Source organism: Halomonas sp. TG39a (genome assembly GCF_000744395.1).
GTDB classification, from domain to species: Bacteria; Pseudomonadota; Gammaproteobacteria; order Pseudomonadales; family Halomonadaceae; genus Vreelandella; species Vreelandella ventosae_B.
Genome location: NZ_JQLV01000001.1, coordinates 358,023 through 375,136, shown reverse-complemented (window position 1 = coordinate 375,136; position 17,114 = coordinate 358,023). Strand labels below are relative to the sequence as shown.

Genomic DNA, 17,114 nt, shown 5'->3' with positions numbered 1-17,114 from the left:
CCTGCCCGGCAAGCTTCAACGGGTGGTGGATGAAAGCAGTTATTCTGCCGCCAGTAGTTCAGCAAAGTGGCCCGCTTAATCCAGGGTGTACTTAAACCACCGCTGCTTTAAGCGGCAACCAGCCTCTTTACTTTAAGCTCTTTGCGATGCTGTTCGGCATGCCAAAGCTCGTATTGGGACTGCTGGTTCAACCAGCTTTCCGCAGAGGTATCAAACGCAATAGAAAGCCGCACCGCCATTTCAGGGCTAATACCGGCCTTGCCGTTCAGCACAGCACTGAGCGTTTTGCGACTTACGCCGAGCGCTTCCACAGCGGCTGTAACAGTAAGACCAAGGGGCTCCAAGCAAAGCTCGCGTAATACTTCTCCAAGGTGGGGAGGATTGTGCATCAGCATAGTCGGTACCTCAGTGGTAATCTTCGTAATTCACTATCTCGGCATCTACGTCCTCGAACCGGAACGTCACGCGCCAGTTACCACTAACCGTGACTGACCAGATTCCAGAGCGCTTACCTGGGAGTTCGTGCAAGCGAAGACCTGGCAAGTCCATATCGTTGGCATCTGACGCTACATTGAGTTGACCAAGAATAAGCCGAAGCCTCTTTGCATGCGCGGCCTCTCCCACTTCATTGCTCTGCCCTTAATTCTTCCTCTTATATTGTAGACAATACCGCTTCGGAAAATTCTCGTGGCGCTTCTTGCGGGAAATTGTGACCAACCCCGGGCATCACTCTGTGCTCATACTGTCCGGTAAAGAAATGATGATGATCCGCAGATCCGGCTAAAGGGGCAACGCCATCGTCGTGTCCATCTAACGAGATAGTTGGCACGGATATTTTGGGCAACTTAGTCAGACGCTGTTCGGTTTCTTCGGCTGAAGGGTCTCCAGGAACCAGACCAAAGCGATGCCGGTATGAATGAATCACCACGTCAACAAAGTCTGGATTATCAAATGCGATAGCTGTCTGGTTGAAATCTTCGTCCGTAAAACTCCAGGTAGGCGACCAAAGCTGCCAAAGAAGTTTACAGAGCTCACGACGGTTTTGAGATAGCCCTGCCCGCCCTCTTTCAGAGTGAAAATAGTACTGATACCAATAACGGTATTCATTTTCTGGAATCTGAGGGTTAGTCGATCCTAGAATGTCCTGAATGTTATAACCACCTACCGACACAAGTGCTTGAACACGCTCAGGCCAAAGAGCAGACAATATACATGCAGCACGACCACCCCAGTCATATCCGGCGAGCACAGCCCTCGAAATCTCAAGTGAATCCATCAATGCAAGAAGGTCATGAGCAAGCACTGCCTGCTGACCGGAACGTGGGGTATCTGAACTTAAAAACTGCGTTGATCCATATCCACGCAAATAAGGCACGATTACACGACAGCCCTTTGAAATCAAAATAGAACTTACCGCATCATATGCATGCACATCATATGGAAAGCCGTGAAGAAGAAACACTGGCGTCCCGGTTGGCGGGCCGTTATCAAAATAGGCAATGCTCAAAACGCCCGCCTCGATCTGCTTCAACATGGTCGCTGCCCCCTTAATGTCTCATGGTCTCATTACCGTTCAGCACGATGCTCATCTGTTTGCGGCTTACTCCCAATGCTCCGTAACAGTAAGGCCTAAGGCTCCAAGCAAAGCTCACGTAATCCTTCACTAGGATGGGGAGGTTTATGCATCAGCATTGGCGGCACTTCAGTGGTAATCTTATGTGCATTATAAAAGCGTGTCAGCCTATTACCATGCTTACAACAGCGTTAGCTTTCAGCGCTCTATTACTTATCAGCGGGTGCGCCCAAAACAGCAATACCGCCGCATCAGGCGCACCGGCCTCAGGTACGTTAACCGCTCACCACCAGATGACCGACCAATGGGTTGGCCGATGGATTGGCGTTGAAGGATTATTCCTGGAAATCAGCAAGGACGAGACTGCAGGCCCGGGCCATTATCGCCTTCACATGCGCTACGGCCTGGATGACGACCAAGTCGGCACCTTTGAAGGACAGGCCACCGCCGAGGGCATTCGCTTCAACCGCGAGGGCGGCCCACAGCTGCTTAGTGCGGGCGACGGCGAAGCCACCGGAATGAAATGGCTATTGGAAAAGGAAGACTGCTTGGTAGTCGCAACAGGTGAAGGCTATTGCCGCGACTGACCTGCGCGGCAAACACTCCAGGGGCGGCGGGATGAAGTCGGTTAATCACCCGCCAGTTCAGAAAACTGGCCCGCTTTATCCAAAGTGTATTCGCCAAAATCCCGCGCCAGGTAAAGCGAGCCCGAATAGGCGCGCTGGGCCTCGTTTCGGATGTCTTCAATGGAAGGCGACGCATGGGGGTTGAGCTGGTAACGGGGACTAAAGTGCGTCAGCACCAGGTTGGGCAGCTGTACCGATTCGGCAAACGCCGCGACAAGCTTGGCGTAGCTATGCCCCACATCACCGGCCTTCTGGGCCATCTCTTCGGTGTAGGTGGCTTCATGCACCAGCACCTGTGCGCCCGCGCACGCCGCAAACAACAAGTCAGGCTGGTCATTGTCCCCAGCGATCACCACTTTTCTCGGCTTGTGCTTGAAGATCAGGTAGTCATGGCTTTTTAAAAGCTCACCCTCAAACACAACATCAAACCCTTGCTTCAACTGCCCCCACAACGGCCCCCTCGGAATCCCCTTTTGCGCTAGCTTATCCACGTCCAAGGCGGCGTCGACTTTTGTCTCCGTAAATCCATAAGCGTAGGACGGCGCCCGGTGTGAAAGCCTGGAAGTGGTAACCGCCATGCTTTCAAACTCAACGCTTGGCAGCTCGTCCGAGGCGATAAACTCCAGGGTGAAGGGCAAGCATAGCTGCGTGACCTCACAGGTAGCATCCAACCATGCCTTGATGCCTGCGGGCGCCACAATGGTCAGCGGCGTTTTCCGGCCACCCATTCCCGCACTCGCCAGTATGCCCGGCAACCCATAGCAGTGGTCGCCGTGCACGTGGGTAATAAAGATGGCTTTCAGCGAATGGAAAGACAGCTTCGTGTGCAAAACCTGATGCTGGGTGCCCTCACCACAATCGATCAGGTACCAGCCCTTCCCTTTGCTCTCTTGTAAGGCGACCCCGGAGACGTTTCTGGTTTTAGTGGGTACACCAGCGGAGGTGCCGAGGAACAGTAAGTTCATAGTTTGCTCGTCATTTATTACGCCTCCGCTTGAGAAGCAAGGGCCTGAACTTCCAAAGGGCGAAGAACATACAAATTAACCATAGGGCGCCCATGGATCATATTTATGAGAGAAAAACGCTCAGACTAGAGTGAAGTGGGGATACGGTAAGTTATGCATCATCATTAGCCGTTGTACTCATGAACAATAAGTCATCTGTAGACTCAGACTCGATAACAAAGAAGCCAAGGCTTGAATACAAAGAACGAGCAGCATGGTTATCTCGATAGACACGCAGCGTAACCGTCGATGCGACTGTTAATTGCCTGGCCTTTTCGATGAGCTTTTCGCAAAGCAAGCGGCCTGCGCCATTCCCTCTTGCTTCAGGCGAAATGATAATCCTCCCGATATGAACAGAGCCCTGCTTTCCGGGCCAGAACTGGCCAAAACCAACGCAGTTGTTATCGATATCGGATAAACAATAGTTAGAGCAACCTTCTACAGCGAGTAGCTCAGGCAAATTGGCTGCAACAAAGGGAAACGGCACGGATGAGCCAGCCCAGCGAGCACAGGCCTTCTCATCACTGATCCAAGTCGCAATAGCGTCATAATCGGTTTTTACGGGTGTTCGCAGAGTTGTTTTCATATGTCTAACGCCGTTCAAAATGCGCGGTTACAAAATGGCGGCGAAGCCGCAATAGAGTAGGCGTCGGCGTAACGGGTCTTGTTATGGTTTGAATCCAGGTGGAATGTCCCAAAGTTGCACCTCAATATAGAGTTCAAAATCAGTTTCCCAATATCGCTCATAAGGAACCACCTGATCATTATCAGGAACCCCAAACCGCTCAACGATTTCGCTCACCTCGCTAAGCAAAAACACTTGATTGAAGTAAGGCTTATCGCCTCGGATAACGCAACAAAGCTATCCGGATAGGTCAAGGACGTTGTTTCAGGATCAAGCTCCAATAGAGGTATTTTCAGCTCACTTTGGTCAGCGTTCAAATCACGAAACCAAGGAGATTCTCCAAGCACGAGATAATAGGGATGACGACAGCGCGGCTTACCTCCTCGCGCAACGAAAAGTTCACGCAGCCGAGCTTCAACCTTGCTGCGAACTTCAATGTAGTTCCTGCCGTAGCGCCGTCGATAGCCGGGATCACGCTGATGACGCGTCAGAAGATCTAAGAAGATTGGATCTTTTGAGCCCGCTGGAAGTTCGGAGAGACTCCGAAATGGGCCAATCTCAGGTAGATAGTAGTGGGTAGCAAATTCTGGGAGTCTCATCTCTGCATCACGACTGAAGCGTTGGTTGGGATGAAATAATGACGGTTTTCTCAAAGGCACTTTCCGACTGACATAGCCTGAGAAAATCATTCGCAAACTGCTCCCACCCAACCGCTGTAAGTGCAATCGGCCGCACGCGGCGAACATGCGCAATGGCCTCTTGCGAAGCTAGGCCGTAATATCGAACAAGTATATAGGCCAATAAAAGGCCCGTACGATCTTTACCATGAGTGCAGTGTACAAGCACGGGGTTTCCACTCTGAATCTGCTCCCATACCCAGCGGCTTGTCTCCTCCAGAGCAGGCCAAGCAACTTCAAACGCATCGGGCTGCGGGGGTTCCTGGACGAGAATTGGAATTCTTTTATGAGCGATGCCAACAGCCTCCAAACTGGTAACATCAACCCCATATCCGCGGTTTAGGGTGAGGACTGCACGAATACCACCGTTATACAACTCTTGAGGATCCCAAGCCGCATTATTAGGCCCTGGTCGTCCTGCAAGAGCCCCTTCAATGAGCCAGAATAAGTGCTTCATATTCAGTTTCCCCAACACTTCAAATAACCGGTGCAAATGTAGCGCAGCGAAATTTGGATCCGAGTTAATTTTTCTTTTTAGGCTTTTGCCATAAAAATGGCGACTCGTTCCAACCCAGCGTCGCGATGAACTTCACCTTTGTGAAATTCATCACTCTCAATGGTGGCCAGAAGGTTACGGCGCTGAGGATAGCGTACAAATATAAAATGATCCCAGCGATCAGCTAGCATACACTCCTTGTCACTGCTGAATAACCCAAGGGGCTTCCCACCATAAACTGGATATGCGCCCCTTCGCAGCAATTCAAATCCCGCAATTTTGGAGTAGCGGTCATAGGCCTGTTTGCCGCTAATACCCTTTGTGACCTCGTAAGAATTATTATATTCTGCTTTCGGTTTATATTTATTCAAATTGTAAACAAAAAGAGGCTCGTCAAGATTTTGGGCTCTTGCTACTTTCATTTGATTCTCATCGGGCCAGACTGCGTTATTCTCGGCCTTCCATGTTGCTGTAGGGATGCCTTTGTCGGTGATACCTTTGAACAACCGAACACCCCTAGAGATGATCTTAACCATATAAAACAGTGCTGATGGTTCTGGTTCAATTGCAAGAACGGTATGCTCAGCGCAAACCTGATCTAGAGTTTCATCGAAGGTCGAAAGAAACTTGAAAGCTGCTTGAGTGGATGGAAACTCATCAATGATAATTTCATCTACCCACATCCCTTCTCGTGCAACAGGGTCTGCCTTAACTCGAAACAGCCTTTTGCTATTGAAGCTATTTTCACTCTCTTTCAAAAACTTACTATAGCCATTAAGATCTTTAACTTTCAGGTGGAAAACAAAAGCCACTTTTCTTATGCCAGCCTCTTCTAAGGACTTACTGAATGACTCTTTATCAATTGAGAAGGGCATATTCATTTCGATTCCATACTCAAGCTTAGCAGTAATTATACGGAAGGCTCCAGGGCCTCAATAAACGTCTCGGCGCAGTCATTGAGGTTATGTAACCTCCTTATTCGACTCTACCTCATTGCCTCCCCTGAGAGCAAAGCCAATTTTGGTGATAAAATATCCAAAATTCGCTTAACTGCGCGCTTTTCCAGATATAATAATACTTTACTCATGGAAATGAGTATTCAGACGATGGCATATTGCGGGCAGGTCTTGTTATCACAGTGAAAGAGTCGCTTCGATTTTATGGATAAGAGTAACCGAGCCGAGCAAGGTTAAAACTAACTGAGAGGCCGCTGGCGGTGTTCGAAATGTTTGGCGATCGCGAAGCTGATAAGCAATATTAGCGGCACGAAGCATTCATTAAGGCTTGTAGCGTGTCAACGTAATGCCGCAAGCGATGAGGCCTGAAGAAACAAACCGCCACACGCCGAAGCCTTCTTTTAGAATGATGGTGGAAATAAGCGCCGCGAACAGCACACTGGTTTCGCGTAGCGCCGAGACCATGCCGAGTGGGGCGTAGGCCATGGCCCAGATAACGATCCAATACGCACCGACCTGCATTCCACCGCCGACAACGGCGGGTGCCAAATTGCTGGATATAACTCTTTTTATCTCCGTGGCTTTCCATGTCAAAGCAATCGCAAACGTCAGCAAGCCGTTGCCGAGGGTCAATAAAACAGCAAAGCCGAGCACCGAGCCAGCTTGTCGTGCGCCCAGGCCACCCACCAGAGTGTAGGAAGCAATAAAGGCACCAGTACCTAGAGCAAGGAGGATAGCGCGGGGATTGCTGGTAATACCGGTGCTTGTATCGAACGCTAGCGACATCACGCCAACCCCGAGAAACAGCACACCGAGTAACGGGACAAAACCCAACATTTCGCCAGCGAACGCGGCAGCGCCAAGGGTAACGAGTAAAGGCGCCGATCCACGCGCGATGGGATAGACCTGGCCAAAATCGCCATAGTGGTAAGCCATGGGCAAACAAAAGTGATATGCGGTATGAATCAAAATGGCTAAGCCAAGTAGCGGCCAGCTTGCAGGATCGGGGAGCGTAACAAAAGGCAGAGCGAATGCAGAAACCAGACTGCCCAACAGGGTGATCACCGCCATGACGGCGATCCTGTCGCCACTCACTTTAACGATCGCATTCCAACTGGCGTTAAAGATGGCGGCGAGCAGTACAACCATTGTTATTTCTAGGCTCATGTCATCGTATCCTTGAGCGGCAGGATGCTACGTTAAGAAAAACTAGTTTTCCCAGCATAGTCCAAATTACGATGCACGTAGGTGGCTGCACTCGCCAGTATGCCCGGCAGCCCATAACAGTGGTCGCCGTGCACGTGGGTAATTAAGATGACTTTCAGTGAATGAAACGACAGCTTTGTGTGCAACACCTGATGCTGGGTTCCCTCACCACAATCGATCAGATACCAGTCCTGACCCTTGCTCTCACGCAAAGCAAACCCGGAGACGTTTCTTTGCTTAGTGGGCACACCGGCGGATGTGCCGAGGAAGAGTAAGTTCATGGCTTGTTCGTGCTCTCGCTTATGCGCTCTCTTTGGGAACAAGGCAGTGGATTGCCAGATCGCTAAATTTAACCAGTAGTGCTTAATACCTGCCTCCAACCCCTCGCTTGTAGCGAATGACCAGAGGAAAGTGGGTCGACTACAAGGCATTGTTGGGCATCAATCTAACTCGGAATTTCCGGACATATGCGCCAACTCATAGTGTCGAACCTCCTTCGCATAAGTAGCATATTTTGTAGAATCAAGAACTTCATGCTTCTTTTTGAATTGAATCCTGCTACCGGGAAACTCGATGTTAGCATCATCTACCAAACCGAGGATTAGTTGGCTTTTATTCGGTTTGTTGCTGACTATAAAGTTAAGAATGTTGGAGAGGTTTCCTTGATCTTGCTCCTGTTGATTCGGAGCATCAATAACAAGAGGAAAATTCAAATTCCCACTGCCCTCTATTACAAGAGAGGCAACTGAAAAAAAGTATGCCAATACGCCTCTTGGAAGGTCACTTCCACTTTCATCAATAGACGCATTTACGTTTTTAAACACCTGATCACTTAATCCTGTGACATGCAACCTTCTAGCATTTTTTTCAAACCTTTCCCCATATTCTCGAACTATTTCTTTGCGTCTATCAGCATCATCAAACTTGTCTGCCGATTCTTTTAGGGCAGCTTGACTCAGCTCAACTTCTCCTAGGTGAATTTTGATATCTTCAGCTTCTTTCTTTAGGTGATTCATGAGAGATTTCTTGCCTTCAATATCGATGACATCTTTAATTTTTAATTTTCCACGCTTTTGGGCAAGTATTTTATCGATTGAACGTTTTGTAAAAGAAGCATTCTCTAATTCTGCCCGGATAGATATAGTTTCCTTTTTGGTTCGCGTTAAATCTTCGCGAAGCGACGCGAGCAAATCTGTGCAGGTTTCAGCATCTTGAGCTATTGCAAACCTTTCCGTGAATGAGTTCTCATACTCTGCTCCACAAGTTGGACAATCTACTAATTTTTCTAAATTTGATTGAACATAGGAATAATCAGCATTCAGTTCATCGCGGGTATGAGCAACAATTTCTATCTGAGCTTCAAGGCGGATTTGTTCTGTCCTAGTTTCAGAGATTCTATGCTTGTATTGAGCTTGTTTTTTCTGCAATTCGTTGCATTTTGAAACAAGTCGTTCAATGTCTTTTTTGAATTCATTTAAATCAATATTGAAATCGACTGAAGAAAGCTCTTTGATAGTTTTTAGTTCAATAGATTCGATTGACTTTAACTGCCTCAAGGGTTCTTGCTTTTCTTGCTCCAGAATTTTTATTCTCGCATTTAATGCGTACCATTCATCGGGCCTTAGACCGAGAAAATAGCTGGTTAATGTTTGTTTCCAGTTTGCATACTGTCCGAGCTTATTGAATGAGCACCATGTTCCTGACCAACCTTTGTCTTGATCAAGGTAAAAGGGCAAAAGCATATATGCTGGGGGTGGCGTCTCTTGAAGCCCTTGCCTGTTTGTAATCTTGAGGTTGAAGCCGAACAACTTCGCCAGCGCAGGCGCAAGTTCATTGGTGACGCTTTCGTATGAGCCTATTAGCTGGCCTTCCTCTGAGAAAAGAGAAAAGGCACCTCTGTAACGATATATAGAGTAGCTCTCTTCATCAAGTTTAAAGTGAACTAATGACCCAATGTCCGCAGCTTTCCAGTTTCGATGTATTTTTGGCGGTTCCGCGCCAAATGTTGACAATAAAGTTTTAATTACAGACGACTTTCCAGTGTCATTATCCCCTTGGATAAGGGTGATATCAGGATCGAACTTTAGCTTCAGAGCTTTCTTTTCTACGTGCGATACGAGAAGCATGCTTTTTAACAGCAATTTTTTCATGGCTTTTGCTCCTCAGATTCCGAACTAATTTCCTGTAATGGTTCATTTCTGGTTATCTCCCTACAAATCATTGCCGCTATTTTGACGGTGTCGAATACTGCAGACTCAGCTGGATCAAGCTTTTCCACAACTTCAGCAGCAAGCGATATAATCGTGCTGTTGCCACTTTGAGCTGCGATGTTTACTGTTGATTGAACAAGCTCTGATACATCTATAAATTGTTCATTACTGGAATTCATTTCATCTACTAAGACTTGATTCCATGCCTTCCTAATGTTTTTTAATGTCAATCCGTTACAACCTTCGTTAAGGAGTATTGAACATGCATCGCTCCATAACTGAGCATTACTTCTTTGACCTACCATTACCGCAAGCATGTTGTCAAATTCTTCTTTAGAAAGACTTTTTTCCTTAATTAGGCTGTGTGATCTGACTCCAGTGTTCTCGAAATTTGTTTTTCTCCTCACTTCGTCGAAAACCGCTCTGTAAGCTAAGCCTATATTTACTGTTTCGTAGGGAAATTGCTTTTCAAAAAAATCAGACAGTTTTCCTTTTGTCTGATTAACATGATCTTCAATAGTCAGTAACGTACGCTCAAATTCGAAGAGGTTTAAGCCAGACAAATTCGAATGTGATTTATTTTCTGCTTCTAATGCATAAGCGCAAATTGACTTCTCATCAGCATGCATCTCAGAGAAGCATAATTCCGAAAAAACAGCTTTTTTACCAGACTTATTATCTTTTGTACTGAGGCCTTGATTCGAAATAAATGCCAGTTTTACTGTGAAATCCGGAAAATTTTCGTAATTTTTATAAAGTTTTCTAAGTATTGATGACTCGTGATCTTTGTTCGTGCATTTTGCTAAGTTAGCAATAGTCCATTTTCCACTTTTCTTAGATTTGACTTGGTAGAAGCAAGCAGAATCTGGGGTTCTGCCGTGATTGAAGACCACAATGTCTTCGTGGTGATCAAATACAACCAAGTAATTTTGTCCATCTTCATGTAATTCTAGAAAATGGCAGATTGACCAATTTTTCTGGTAGTCGAAACGATTCGACGAGCTCGATCCCGCAGTTTCTCTTGGGGGGAGGTTAGAAAACTGGTTCAGAGCACTGGATGTCACGATACTTTCCTTGAGGCCTAACATTGATTATATGCCAGGCTGCATAACCTCAATGAACGCGCTGGCACGGTCATTGAGGTTATGTAGCCATCTCGTTCGACCCTACCCCATTGACTCTTCTGCTTGCAAAGCAAATTTCGGCGTTATAGCCAAAATTCGCGCCATCGTGTTTTGCTCCGCCCAATTCTAGCTAAGCGCCACACAAACCATCTCCCCACCAAACCACTGCTGCTTAAGCCCCCGCTGCTTTTCCAGCAGCAGCGTTAGGTAGTCGCGCAATGGATGAGCGGCTGGCAGCGCAGCGAGGTGTTTGCGCAGCCTACGCTGGTAAGAAAACTGTTCAGCAGGCACATGCAATGGCGTGGCGTTTTGAGTAAGCCATTCAATGCCGGGCAGGAGTATATGCGTGGCGTTGCTGTCGAGCGCTAGCGTGACGCCTTTAACATCGAAGTCACCGGCGTAGATGTGTGTTCGGCGGGTTTTGTGCCAAGCATCAACCAGTAACACAAAGCCACCGCCGTAGTGGCTGTCACCGCGGTATACGACCAGCGGGTTTGTGTAGCCGTTTAGCGCTGGGAGTTCCGGCGAAAACTCATAGAAGCTGTCCAGGTTTTCTACCTGAATGAGGGCGCTAAAGGCGCTCAGCTTTAACGCATGCACATCCACGTCACGAATAGCGCGTGGCTCGTTGGCAAGCCCGGTTGTTGGCTGCGGCGGAAAGCTGACGAGTACCCTTCGTCCACGGGGGCTTTCGCGGGTTGCCTTGTCTTCCTCTACGCCCTCTTTCGCCTGGGCGCTGCTGGTCAGGCCGCTGAGCGAGCGGCCTAGCGGCGCTATTCGCGCGCTCTCTAATACGTCATTAATCTGCGCCAGAAAGGCGGCGTCAAAACGCAGCGCTTTACTGTTGATTCGCGTGGCCAGGTCAATGTCGTGCTGGTGGCACCAGGCTACTACGTCGTCTACCCACTGGCGGCGGGGCTTCTCCACCGTGGGTTGGCGGAGAAGTTCACGGGCGACGCCGTTAAGGCCATTGCGTGCGCGGCTGGGTAGGTTCATACGGCCAGCTGCAGTTCTACATCGTGGATCAGGCGCAGGTGATTGAATTGGCTGGCCTGGCTCTCCTGCTGTTTGAGCCGGAACGCTTTCTGATCGCTGCGCGGCAGGCCTTGGTATTCGGAAATCACCTGGAAGAGCCAAATTTCATCCGGCCACTCCAGCGGGCTTTCGCGCAGGTACTCAAGGGCGCTGATCGGTTCCGCCTGGGGCTGGTCGATCACGCTTAAATAGAAGTGTTCTACATCCTGCTTGAGCGCCTGCTGGCGGGCGGCGGCGAGGCTGCTCTCTTGCGCTTGTGCTGGGGCCGCCGCTTCAACCGTTTGCGTGGTGTGACGCGGTTGGGGTAGCTGGTGCAGCAGCTCGGCAAGCAACCGGCTATCCAGGTTGCGATCCAGCGCCGGGGCGGCCGCCGCGCTTAGCGGTGCGGCTTGATTGACCAGCCCTGGTACCTCGCTGCGCCGGGCGTAGTTGCCCGGCACAAAGCCGGGATGTTCGCGCATAAAGGCGGCCATGCCACTGATCAGGCGGCTGCGCGCCTGCTGTTTGCGAAAGCGTGCCATTAGTTCGATCAAGCGCCGCTGCACTTCGCGCAGGCCGGTGTAGTGGTTACTTAACTGCTGTTGAAGCTGGCTGATCAATAGCTTGCGCAGGCTGCCGTCGCTGCCCACTAGCTCGATCAGCTCGTCGAAGTCGATAAGAGCCAGGCCATCCAGCAGCCTTGCGATCTGCTTCTGGGCGCGGTCGTTTTCGCGGATCTTGTCGTTGAGCTGGCTGACGAACCCAAAATCGCTATTCAGCCGCTGCCATAGGCTGTCGATGGCATCGGCGAAGCGCCCGTTCAGGTCATCGACTTCCTGGCGCAGGCGCATTAACTGCTGCTCCAGCCGCCAGTGCTCGCCGCGGCTGCGCGCCTCCCGGTAGCTGTGTACCAGGGCGCGAATCAGCTCCAGGGTTTCCGCTACATCGGCATTCACATGGCGGCGGGTCTCGTCGGCGAGCATTTCGGCGATCAGTTCGCGCACCTTGGGCGCCAGCTTCACACCGCTCTGCTCGTCCGGCCGCCATAGAATGCGCGCCGCCAGCAGCTTGCGCAGCGCACTATCGCTAAGCGATTCCAGCGGCACTTCATCGCGGGTGTAGGCTTGCATCAGTACATCGGCGTGCTTGCCGAGCAGCGCCAGCCGTTCGCTGCCGGTTTTGAGCAGGCGGCTTTCCAGGGCATGTTCTCCGTTCGAACTCACAACAGGGCCTCCTGGGAACCGGAGCCCTCCTCGCTACCCTCTTCAATGGGAAGGTTCTCTTCATCGCGAATAAAGCGCACCAGATCCACCAGGTAGTCGATCTTGCCGGTGACCACGAATACCTGCCGCTCGGCGTGGGGCTGAAGCAGATAGCCGTGCTCTTTCAGGCGCTTGAAGACTTGCTTAACCTGGGCATCGAGCTGGTCACTTTGCGAGCCAAAAAAGCTGTCGGTGGCCAGGCGTTCCAGGCGTTCGCGCAGGCTTTGGTTGTCTTCGCACTTGGCGCTGAATTCGGCGGGCTTGAGCACATCGCCGGGGGCGGCCAGGGTGTCGCGGCCCAGGGCCTCTTGAACCAGTTGCAGCCACTCCAGCAGCGGCAACAGGCTATTGAGCGTATCGCCGAGCTGGCGGGAGAGCTGATCCCGAGCGTTGTCATTGAGCTGACGCCAGGCCAGAAAATAGACGCTGCCGTCTTCGTTGCTGGCCAGCCGCCGGTTAAGCGGCCGCAGGTATGTATCGATCTCTTCCCGGGTCTCTTCATTGGTGAGATGGCGATAGCCGCTCTCATCGCTGATCGGGCAGACAAACTCCCCGGCCAGCAGGCGCTCTAGCAGTGGGCCATGTTCGATCATACCGTCACCTCCTGCTGATGTTCCTGGAGCCGTTCGGCCAGGCGGCTTAGCCGTGGCTCGATGCGTTTTAATACCCGCTTGTTGGGGTTAGCCTCATCGCGATCGATCAGGTAGCGGTTGGCGAACAGCAGCAGCACATCGGACTCGGGGTTGGGAAACGCGCCGACGATATGAATGCGGTTGCTGTCGCAGGCGTCGAACAGTTTTTCGACGTTGTGGTACGCCAGGGTGCCAATCTCATCGATGGGCCAGTGGATGGCGATGTCCGCATCGCCGCGCAGCAGGCGGGTAAAGGCGAGTAGGAACTTGCACAGAATCAGATACGCCATGCCGTGGCTGGAGGACTCCAGCAGTTGGCGGTCGTTCTTGATCACTAGATCGGTGCCGCCTTCGTTCAGGTGCAGCTCCAGACGCAGCAGGCTTTCGAAGCTGTACTGCTGGTCGCTGCGCAGCAAATCGACCACGTCCGCTAGGGCGTTGAGGTAGTCGTCGCTGGGTAGCGTCTGGCCGGATTCCCGCCACTCTTTATAGCGCTGGGCGAACAGCTTCAGCGGCTCCCAGAAGCCCAGTTCATCGATGGTGGACTGGATGCGCACTTCGGCCTTGGTGATGCCTTCCAGGCGCAGGTCATCGGCGACTTCTTCGGAAAGTCTACGGCTTTGGGCGCTGATGCGCCGGTTCAAATCCCGGAACACGGTGAAGAACTTATCCAGGTCGTCACTGAGGTTGCGCCCTTCCTGAATCAGCTGCTGCTGTTGATCTTCCAGCAGTTTAAGCATGTCGCGCAGTAGCGGCAGCTGTAGGCGCGGGTTGTCGCTCTGCAGTTTGCTGCGCTCGCTCTCCAGCGCTTCGGCGAATCCGCTGCTGGCGTCCTTGATCAGTTGGCTTTCGACCTCCAGGCAGCCGCGGCGCAGCTGCTCGATGAGCTGGTGGCGATTGCCCAATGCCTGGCGGGCGCGCTCGATACGCTCGTCCACATCGCCCAGTGGCGTACCGGGCGCTTGGCCGTCGGGCTCGATGGCCAAGCTTTCCAGTTGGGTGAGTAGCGGCTTCAAGGCTTCCAGGCAGGCGTATTGGCTCTCCCGCTGGGTTTTTAGCGTGCTGACCGTGCTCTGGTGGGTTTTGCGCGCGGCCTGAAAGTCATTTTTCAGGTGTTCTTTATCGCGCTGCAGCTTTTGTTCCGCCTGCTCCAGCTCGGCTTCCTGGGCGACCAGCTGCGGCTTATGCTGCCCCCACTCGACGCGCATAAAGCGGGTGTATTCGGTGAGTTCATCCTGGCGGGCGGCGGTGACGCGGATGCGTTCATCCTGGCTGGCCAGCCGCGCCTTGGTATCTTTTAGCTTGGCGGGGTCGACGCCCTGCTCGGCCAGCTCCTGGCTAAAAGCCTCTTCCAGTTCCGCGCGCTGGCGCTGGTGTTCGCTGTTGGCGTCGCTCAACTGCTGCTTATACTGGCGCAGTTGGGCATCCAGGCTATCCACTTGGCTCTGGCCGTCGGCTTTTAGCTCCAGCAGTTGGCTTTGATGGGTCTCGCTTAGCGCGACGAGCGCCTGCTGCTTCTCTTCGCGCAGCTCCTTTTGTGCCTGCTCCTGGCTGGCTAACGCGGTTTGATGGGCTGCGCGACGCTCCTGCTGGCGCTTAGTGTGGCGCTCCTGCTGCTGGCGGCGGGCCTCTATCGCAAACTCTACTTCCTGCTCGGCGCGTTTGTGGGCCATGCGGCCCTGATCCTGGGCTTCATCGGCCTGCTGCACCCGCTCGTTCTGCTGCTTGAGTGCTTTCTCGGCGGCCTGGCTCTCCGTTTGCACCCGGCGTTTGGCGGTGTCCGCCTCTTCGATGGCGGCCAGCAGGCTGGCTTCATCCTGGGCGTAATCCGGCAAAGCAATGGCGGAAAGATCCAGCGCCAGCCCGAACAAGTCATCGCTCGCGCCTTCCGCCAACTGCGGGGCGAGGTCACGCCGCTCCAGTAGCTCCGGGGCAATCACCTTGCCCAGCTGCTGCTCCCAGCCGGGGCGGTGGTAGCGCAGGAAGTGGCGCAGGCTGCCCTGCTCCGGGTCGCGCTGCTGATAAAGCGCAAAGCAGCGCTGCTCGGCGCGCTCCAGCTGTTGGCGAAGTTGCACCAGCTGTTGTTCGGCACTGTCGCGCTCGCGTTTGCGGCTTTCAAACTCCCGGCGCAGGCCATCCAGGGTAGCGGCCGATGCGTTGCGCTCCTGCTGGGCCTGATCCAGGCGCGCCTGGGCAAGCTCCGCTTCGGATGCCTCTTCGGCGGTCTGGGTCGATAGCGAGAGCTGCGCTTTGAGTTCAGCTAGCTGCTCGACACCGAGTTCCAGCTGCGCCTGGTACTCGCCCTCCAGGCGTTGGCGCTCCTGCTGATAGCGTTCGTTGAGCTGCTGTTCGGATTCCCACTGCTGCTCCCGACGCAGGGCTTTCTCTTCGACCAGGGCGTCGATCAGCTCCTGGGATTCACGGGTCTGGCGGGCCAGTGCTTCGGAAAGCTCGCGCAGCCGCCCATCCAGGCGCGCCTGGCTCTCTTTTACCGCGTCCTGCATCACGTTCAGGTGGGTGCGCAGCTGGTCGCGCTGCTCCCGCCACTGGGGCAGCGCGTTGATGTCACGCTCCAGGGCGGGCATGTCTGCATCAGCGTAGTGCTCGTACTGGGTTTGCAGGTCGTTGAGGCGGCGCTGGGTCTGCTGCAGATCGCTAACCACTTCGCTGTGGCTGTCGTTCAGCTTATCCCGCGCTTCTGCGTAGTCGCTTTCCCGCTGCTGGAATTCGCGCTGGTGGCGGGCAAGCTCAGCATCCACATCGGCCATGCGGCGCTCTGCTTTCTGACGGTCGTCTTCCAGTTGGGGTTTCAGTTGCCAGAGCGTGGCATCCAGGTCGGCGAGTTCACGGTCGATACCGGCAAGTCGGGCCAGCGATGCCTGCAGCGGTTCCAGGCGCATGGATTGGCGCATCTGGGCAATCCACTCCCGCGCCTTGGTGTTGCGAATCCGGGTTACCGGGAGTTCAACGCCATCCTCTTCGAAAATCGCCGCCAGCATGGTTTTGAGGGTGTCCATCTTGCCCTCTTTGGCATGCACCGCAGAAACCAGCTTTTCGATATGGCGGATGCGTCGCTCGGGTTTCACAAGGCTGAACTGCGACGCGATCTGGCGCAGCTTGAGGCCGTCGCGGCTGTTGCCGTGCAGTTGAGTAAAGTCGTTCTGGATCACCGAGCGAAATTCAGAGGTAGCACCCAGCTTGGGCGACACCGGCGTACCATTTCGTCGCAGGCCGCTGGCCCACTGGGTGTAGTCCAGCGCCGCCACGCCCGCGTCGCTCTCCACCAGATAGTCTTCCGGCTGGTAGGGCGCGCCGACAAAGCGATACTCCACCCCGCCCTCGGCCTTGCGGGTCAGCACCGCCTGGCAGATATTGCCCGCTTCGCGGCGGTACTCGTACACCAGGTAGCTGTTGCGATTAGGCAGGTAAAACGCATCGAACTTCATGCGCGTTTTGGGCACGACCTTGTTGGGTAATTCGCCGTAGAACACCGGCACCAGCCGCTGTAGCGTGGTTTTACCGGAGGCGTTGGTGCCGCAAATATTGGTGTGACCGTCCACACTCAGTTCAACCACCCCTTCCAGGTGGCCGTGAATCATCACGATGCGTAGCAGGTGGGCCATGCCGTGTCCTTTCGTTTACTAATCGGATCGTTATGCTGATCGCTGAAAGTGGCTATATTGCCAGACACAGACCAAAGCGGCTACGC

At 52.7% G+C, this 17,114-nt stretch carries 15 protein-coding genes and 1 pseudogene; 1 reads left to right on the top strand and 15 read right to left on the bottom strand.

Annotated elements, in window-relative coordinates; genetic code table 11:
- Positions 1–107: 107 nt before the first annotated feature.
- The 3 genes from U738_RS01735 to U738_RS01730 are packed head-to-tail and all read right to left on the bottom strand — an operon-like array spanning position 108 to position 1,534.
- Positions 108–395 carry a HigA family addiction module antitoxin gene (locus U738_RS01735; RefSeq protein WP_035576722.1) on the bottom strand — a complete coding sequence of 96 codons (288 nt, stop codon included), beginning with the start codon at positions 393–395 and terminating at the stop codon, positions 108–110.
- A 10-nt stretch (positions 396–405) separates the two neighbouring features.
- A complete protein-coding gene (locus U738_RS22815; protein WP_081899015.1) occupies positions 406–624 on the bottom strand; it encodes a type II toxin-antitoxin system RelE/ParE family toxin in 219 nt (72 codons plus the stop codon).
- Between the two features lie 28 nt (positions 625–652).
- Complete coding sequence (locus U738_RS01730) at positions 653–1,534, bottom strand: alpha/beta fold hydrolase (protein ID WP_035576720.1); 882 nt, start codon at positions 1,532–1,534, stop codon at positions 653–655.
- A 215-nt stretch (positions 1,535–1,749) separates the two neighbouring features.
- Here U738_RS01730 and U738_RS01725 point away from each other — a divergent pair, with 215 nt between their 5' ends.
- Positions 1,750–2,160 carry a hypothetical protein gene (locus U738_RS01725; protein ID WP_035583067.1) on the top strand — a complete coding sequence of 137 codons (411 nt, stop codon included), beginning with the start codon at positions 1,750–1,752 and terminating at the stop codon, positions 2,158–2,160.
- Between the two features lie 41 nt (positions 2,161–2,201).
- Here the strand turns inward: U738_RS01725 and U738_RS01720 are convergent, their stop codons facing one another.
- The 12 genes and pseudogenes from U738_RS01720 to U738_RS01665 form a co-directional block, all read right to left on the bottom strand.
- Positions 2,202–3,164 (bottom strand): ribonuclease Z, encoded by a 963-nt coding sequence (locus tag U738_RS01720; RefSeq protein WP_035576719.1) that lies wholly within the window; start codon positions 3,162–3,164, stop codon positions 2,202–2,204.
- Between the two features lie 151 nt (positions 3,165–3,315).
- The gene (locus U738_RS01715; protein WP_035576718.1) at positions 3,316–3,789 is read right to left on the bottom strand and encodes a GNAT family N-acetyltransferase; all 474 of its coding nucleotides are present in this window, start codon (positions 3,787–3,789) and stop codon (positions 3,316–3,318) included.
- Positions 3,790–4,434: 645 nt separating this feature from the next.
- A complete protein-coding gene (locus U738_RS01710; RefSeq protein ID WP_050713884.1) occupies positions 4,435–4,962 on the bottom strand; it encodes a protein-tyrosine phosphatase family protein in 528 nt (175 codons plus the stop codon).
- 77 nt (positions 4,963–5,039) lie between these two features.
- A complete protein-coding gene (locus U738_RS01705; RefSeq protein WP_035576717.1) occupies positions 5,040–5,882 on the bottom strand; it encodes a hypothetical protein in 843 nt (280 codons plus the stop codon).
- A gap of 396 nt (positions 5,883–6,278) precedes the next feature.
- On the bottom strand, positions 6,279–7,124 hold the full coding sequence (locus U738_RS01700; RefSeq protein ID WP_035576715.1) for an EamA family transporter: 846 nt from the start codon (positions 7,122–7,124) through the stop codon (positions 6,279–6,281).
- A gap of 83 nt (positions 7,125–7,207) precedes the next feature.
- Positions 7,208–7,444: pseudogene (locus U738_RS01695) on the bottom strand (MBL fold metallo-hydrolase); the annotation flags it as partial.
- A 159-nt stretch (positions 7,445–7,603) separates the two neighbouring features.
- On the bottom strand, positions 7,604–9,313 hold the full coding sequence (locus U738_RS01690) for a hypothetical protein (RefSeq protein WP_035576713.1): 1,710 nt from the start codon (positions 9,311–9,313) through the stop codon (positions 7,604–7,606).
- On the bottom strand, positions 9,310–10,437 hold the full coding sequence (locus U738_RS01685; protein ID WP_035576712.1) for a DUF4297 domain-containing protein: 1,128 nt from the start codon (positions 10,435–10,437) through the stop codon (positions 9,310–9,312). The genes U738_RS01690 and U738_RS01685 overlap by 4 nt, the downstream gene beginning before the upstream one ends.
- A gap of 186 nt (positions 10,438–10,623) precedes the next feature.
- On the bottom strand, positions 10,624–11,493 hold the full coding sequence (locus tag U738_RS01680; protein ID WP_035576711.1) for a DUF7281 domain-containing protein: 870 nt from the start codon (positions 11,491–11,493) through the stop codon (positions 10,624–10,626).
- Entirely contained in the window at positions 11,490–12,734 is a 1,245-nt protein-coding gene (locus U738_RS01675; RefSeq protein WP_035576709.1) for a hypothetical protein, read from the bottom strand. The genes U738_RS01680 and U738_RS01675 overlap by 4 nt, the downstream gene beginning before the upstream one ends.
- A complete protein-coding gene (locus tag U738_RS01670; protein ID WP_035576708.1) occupies positions 12,731–13,366 on the bottom strand; it encodes a condensin complex protein MksE in 636 nt (211 codons plus the stop codon). The genes U738_RS01675 and U738_RS01670 overlap by 4 nt, the downstream gene beginning before the upstream one ends.
- Entirely contained in the window at positions 13,363–17,028 is a 3,666-nt protein-coding gene (locus U738_RS01665; protein WP_035576707.1) for an ATP-binding protein, read from the bottom strand. The genes U738_RS01670 and U738_RS01665 overlap by 4 nt, the downstream gene beginning before the upstream one ends.
- Positions 17,029–17,114: the final 86 nt, after the last annotated feature.

What these genes read in the sequence shown, in the direction of transcription:
- U738_RS01680 (WP_035576711.1), bottom strand. Translation starts at nt 11,493, where the DNA reads ATGAACCTACCCAGCCGCGCACGCAATGGCCTTAACGGCGTCGCCCGT.
- U738_RS01710 (WP_050713884.1), bottom strand. Translation starts at nt 4,962, where the DNA reads ATGAAGCACTTATTCTGGCTCATTGAAGGGGCTCTTGCAGGACGACCA.
- U738_RS01735 (WP_035576722.1), bottom strand. Translation starts at nt 395, where the DNA reads ATGCTGATGCACAATCCTCCCCACCTTGGAGAAGTATTACGCGAGCTT.
- U738_RS01705 (WP_035576717.1), bottom strand. Translation starts at nt 5,882, where the DNA reads ATGAATATGCCCTTCTCAATTGATAAAGAGTCATTCAGTAAGTCCTTA.
- U738_RS01725 (WP_035583067.1), top strand. Translation starts at nt 1,750, where the DNA reads ATGCTTACAACAGCGTTAGCTTTCAGCGCTCTATTACTTATCAGCGGG.
- U738_RS01700 (WP_035576715.1), bottom strand. Translation starts at nt 7,124, where the DNA reads ATGAGCCTAGAAATAACAATGGTTGTACTGCTCGCCGCCATCTTTAAC.
- U738_RS01670 (WP_035576708.1), bottom strand. Translation starts at nt 13,366, where the DNA reads ATGATCGAACATGGCCCACTGCTAGAGCGCCTGCTGGCCGGGGAGTTT.
- U738_RS01715 (WP_035576718.1), bottom strand. Translation starts at nt 3,789, where the DNA reads ATGAAAACAACTCTGCGAACACCCGTAAAAACCGATTATGACGCTATT.
- U738_RS01690 (WP_035576713.1), bottom strand. Translation starts at nt 9,313, where the DNA reads ATGAAAAAATTGCTGTTAAAAAGCATGCTTCTCGTATCGCACGTAGAA.
- U738_RS01720 (WP_035576719.1), bottom strand. Translation starts at nt 3,164, where the DNA reads ATGAACTTACTGTTCCTCGGCACCTCCGCTGGTGTACCCACTAAAACC.
- U738_RS01730 (WP_035576720.1), bottom strand. Translation starts at nt 1,534, where the DNA reads ATGTTGAAGCAGATCGAGGCGGGCGTTTTGAGCATTGCCTATTTTGAT.
- U738_RS01665 (WP_035576707.1), bottom strand. Translation starts at nt 17,028, where the DNA reads ATGGCCCACCTGCTACGCATCGTGATGATTCACGGCCACCTGGAAGGG.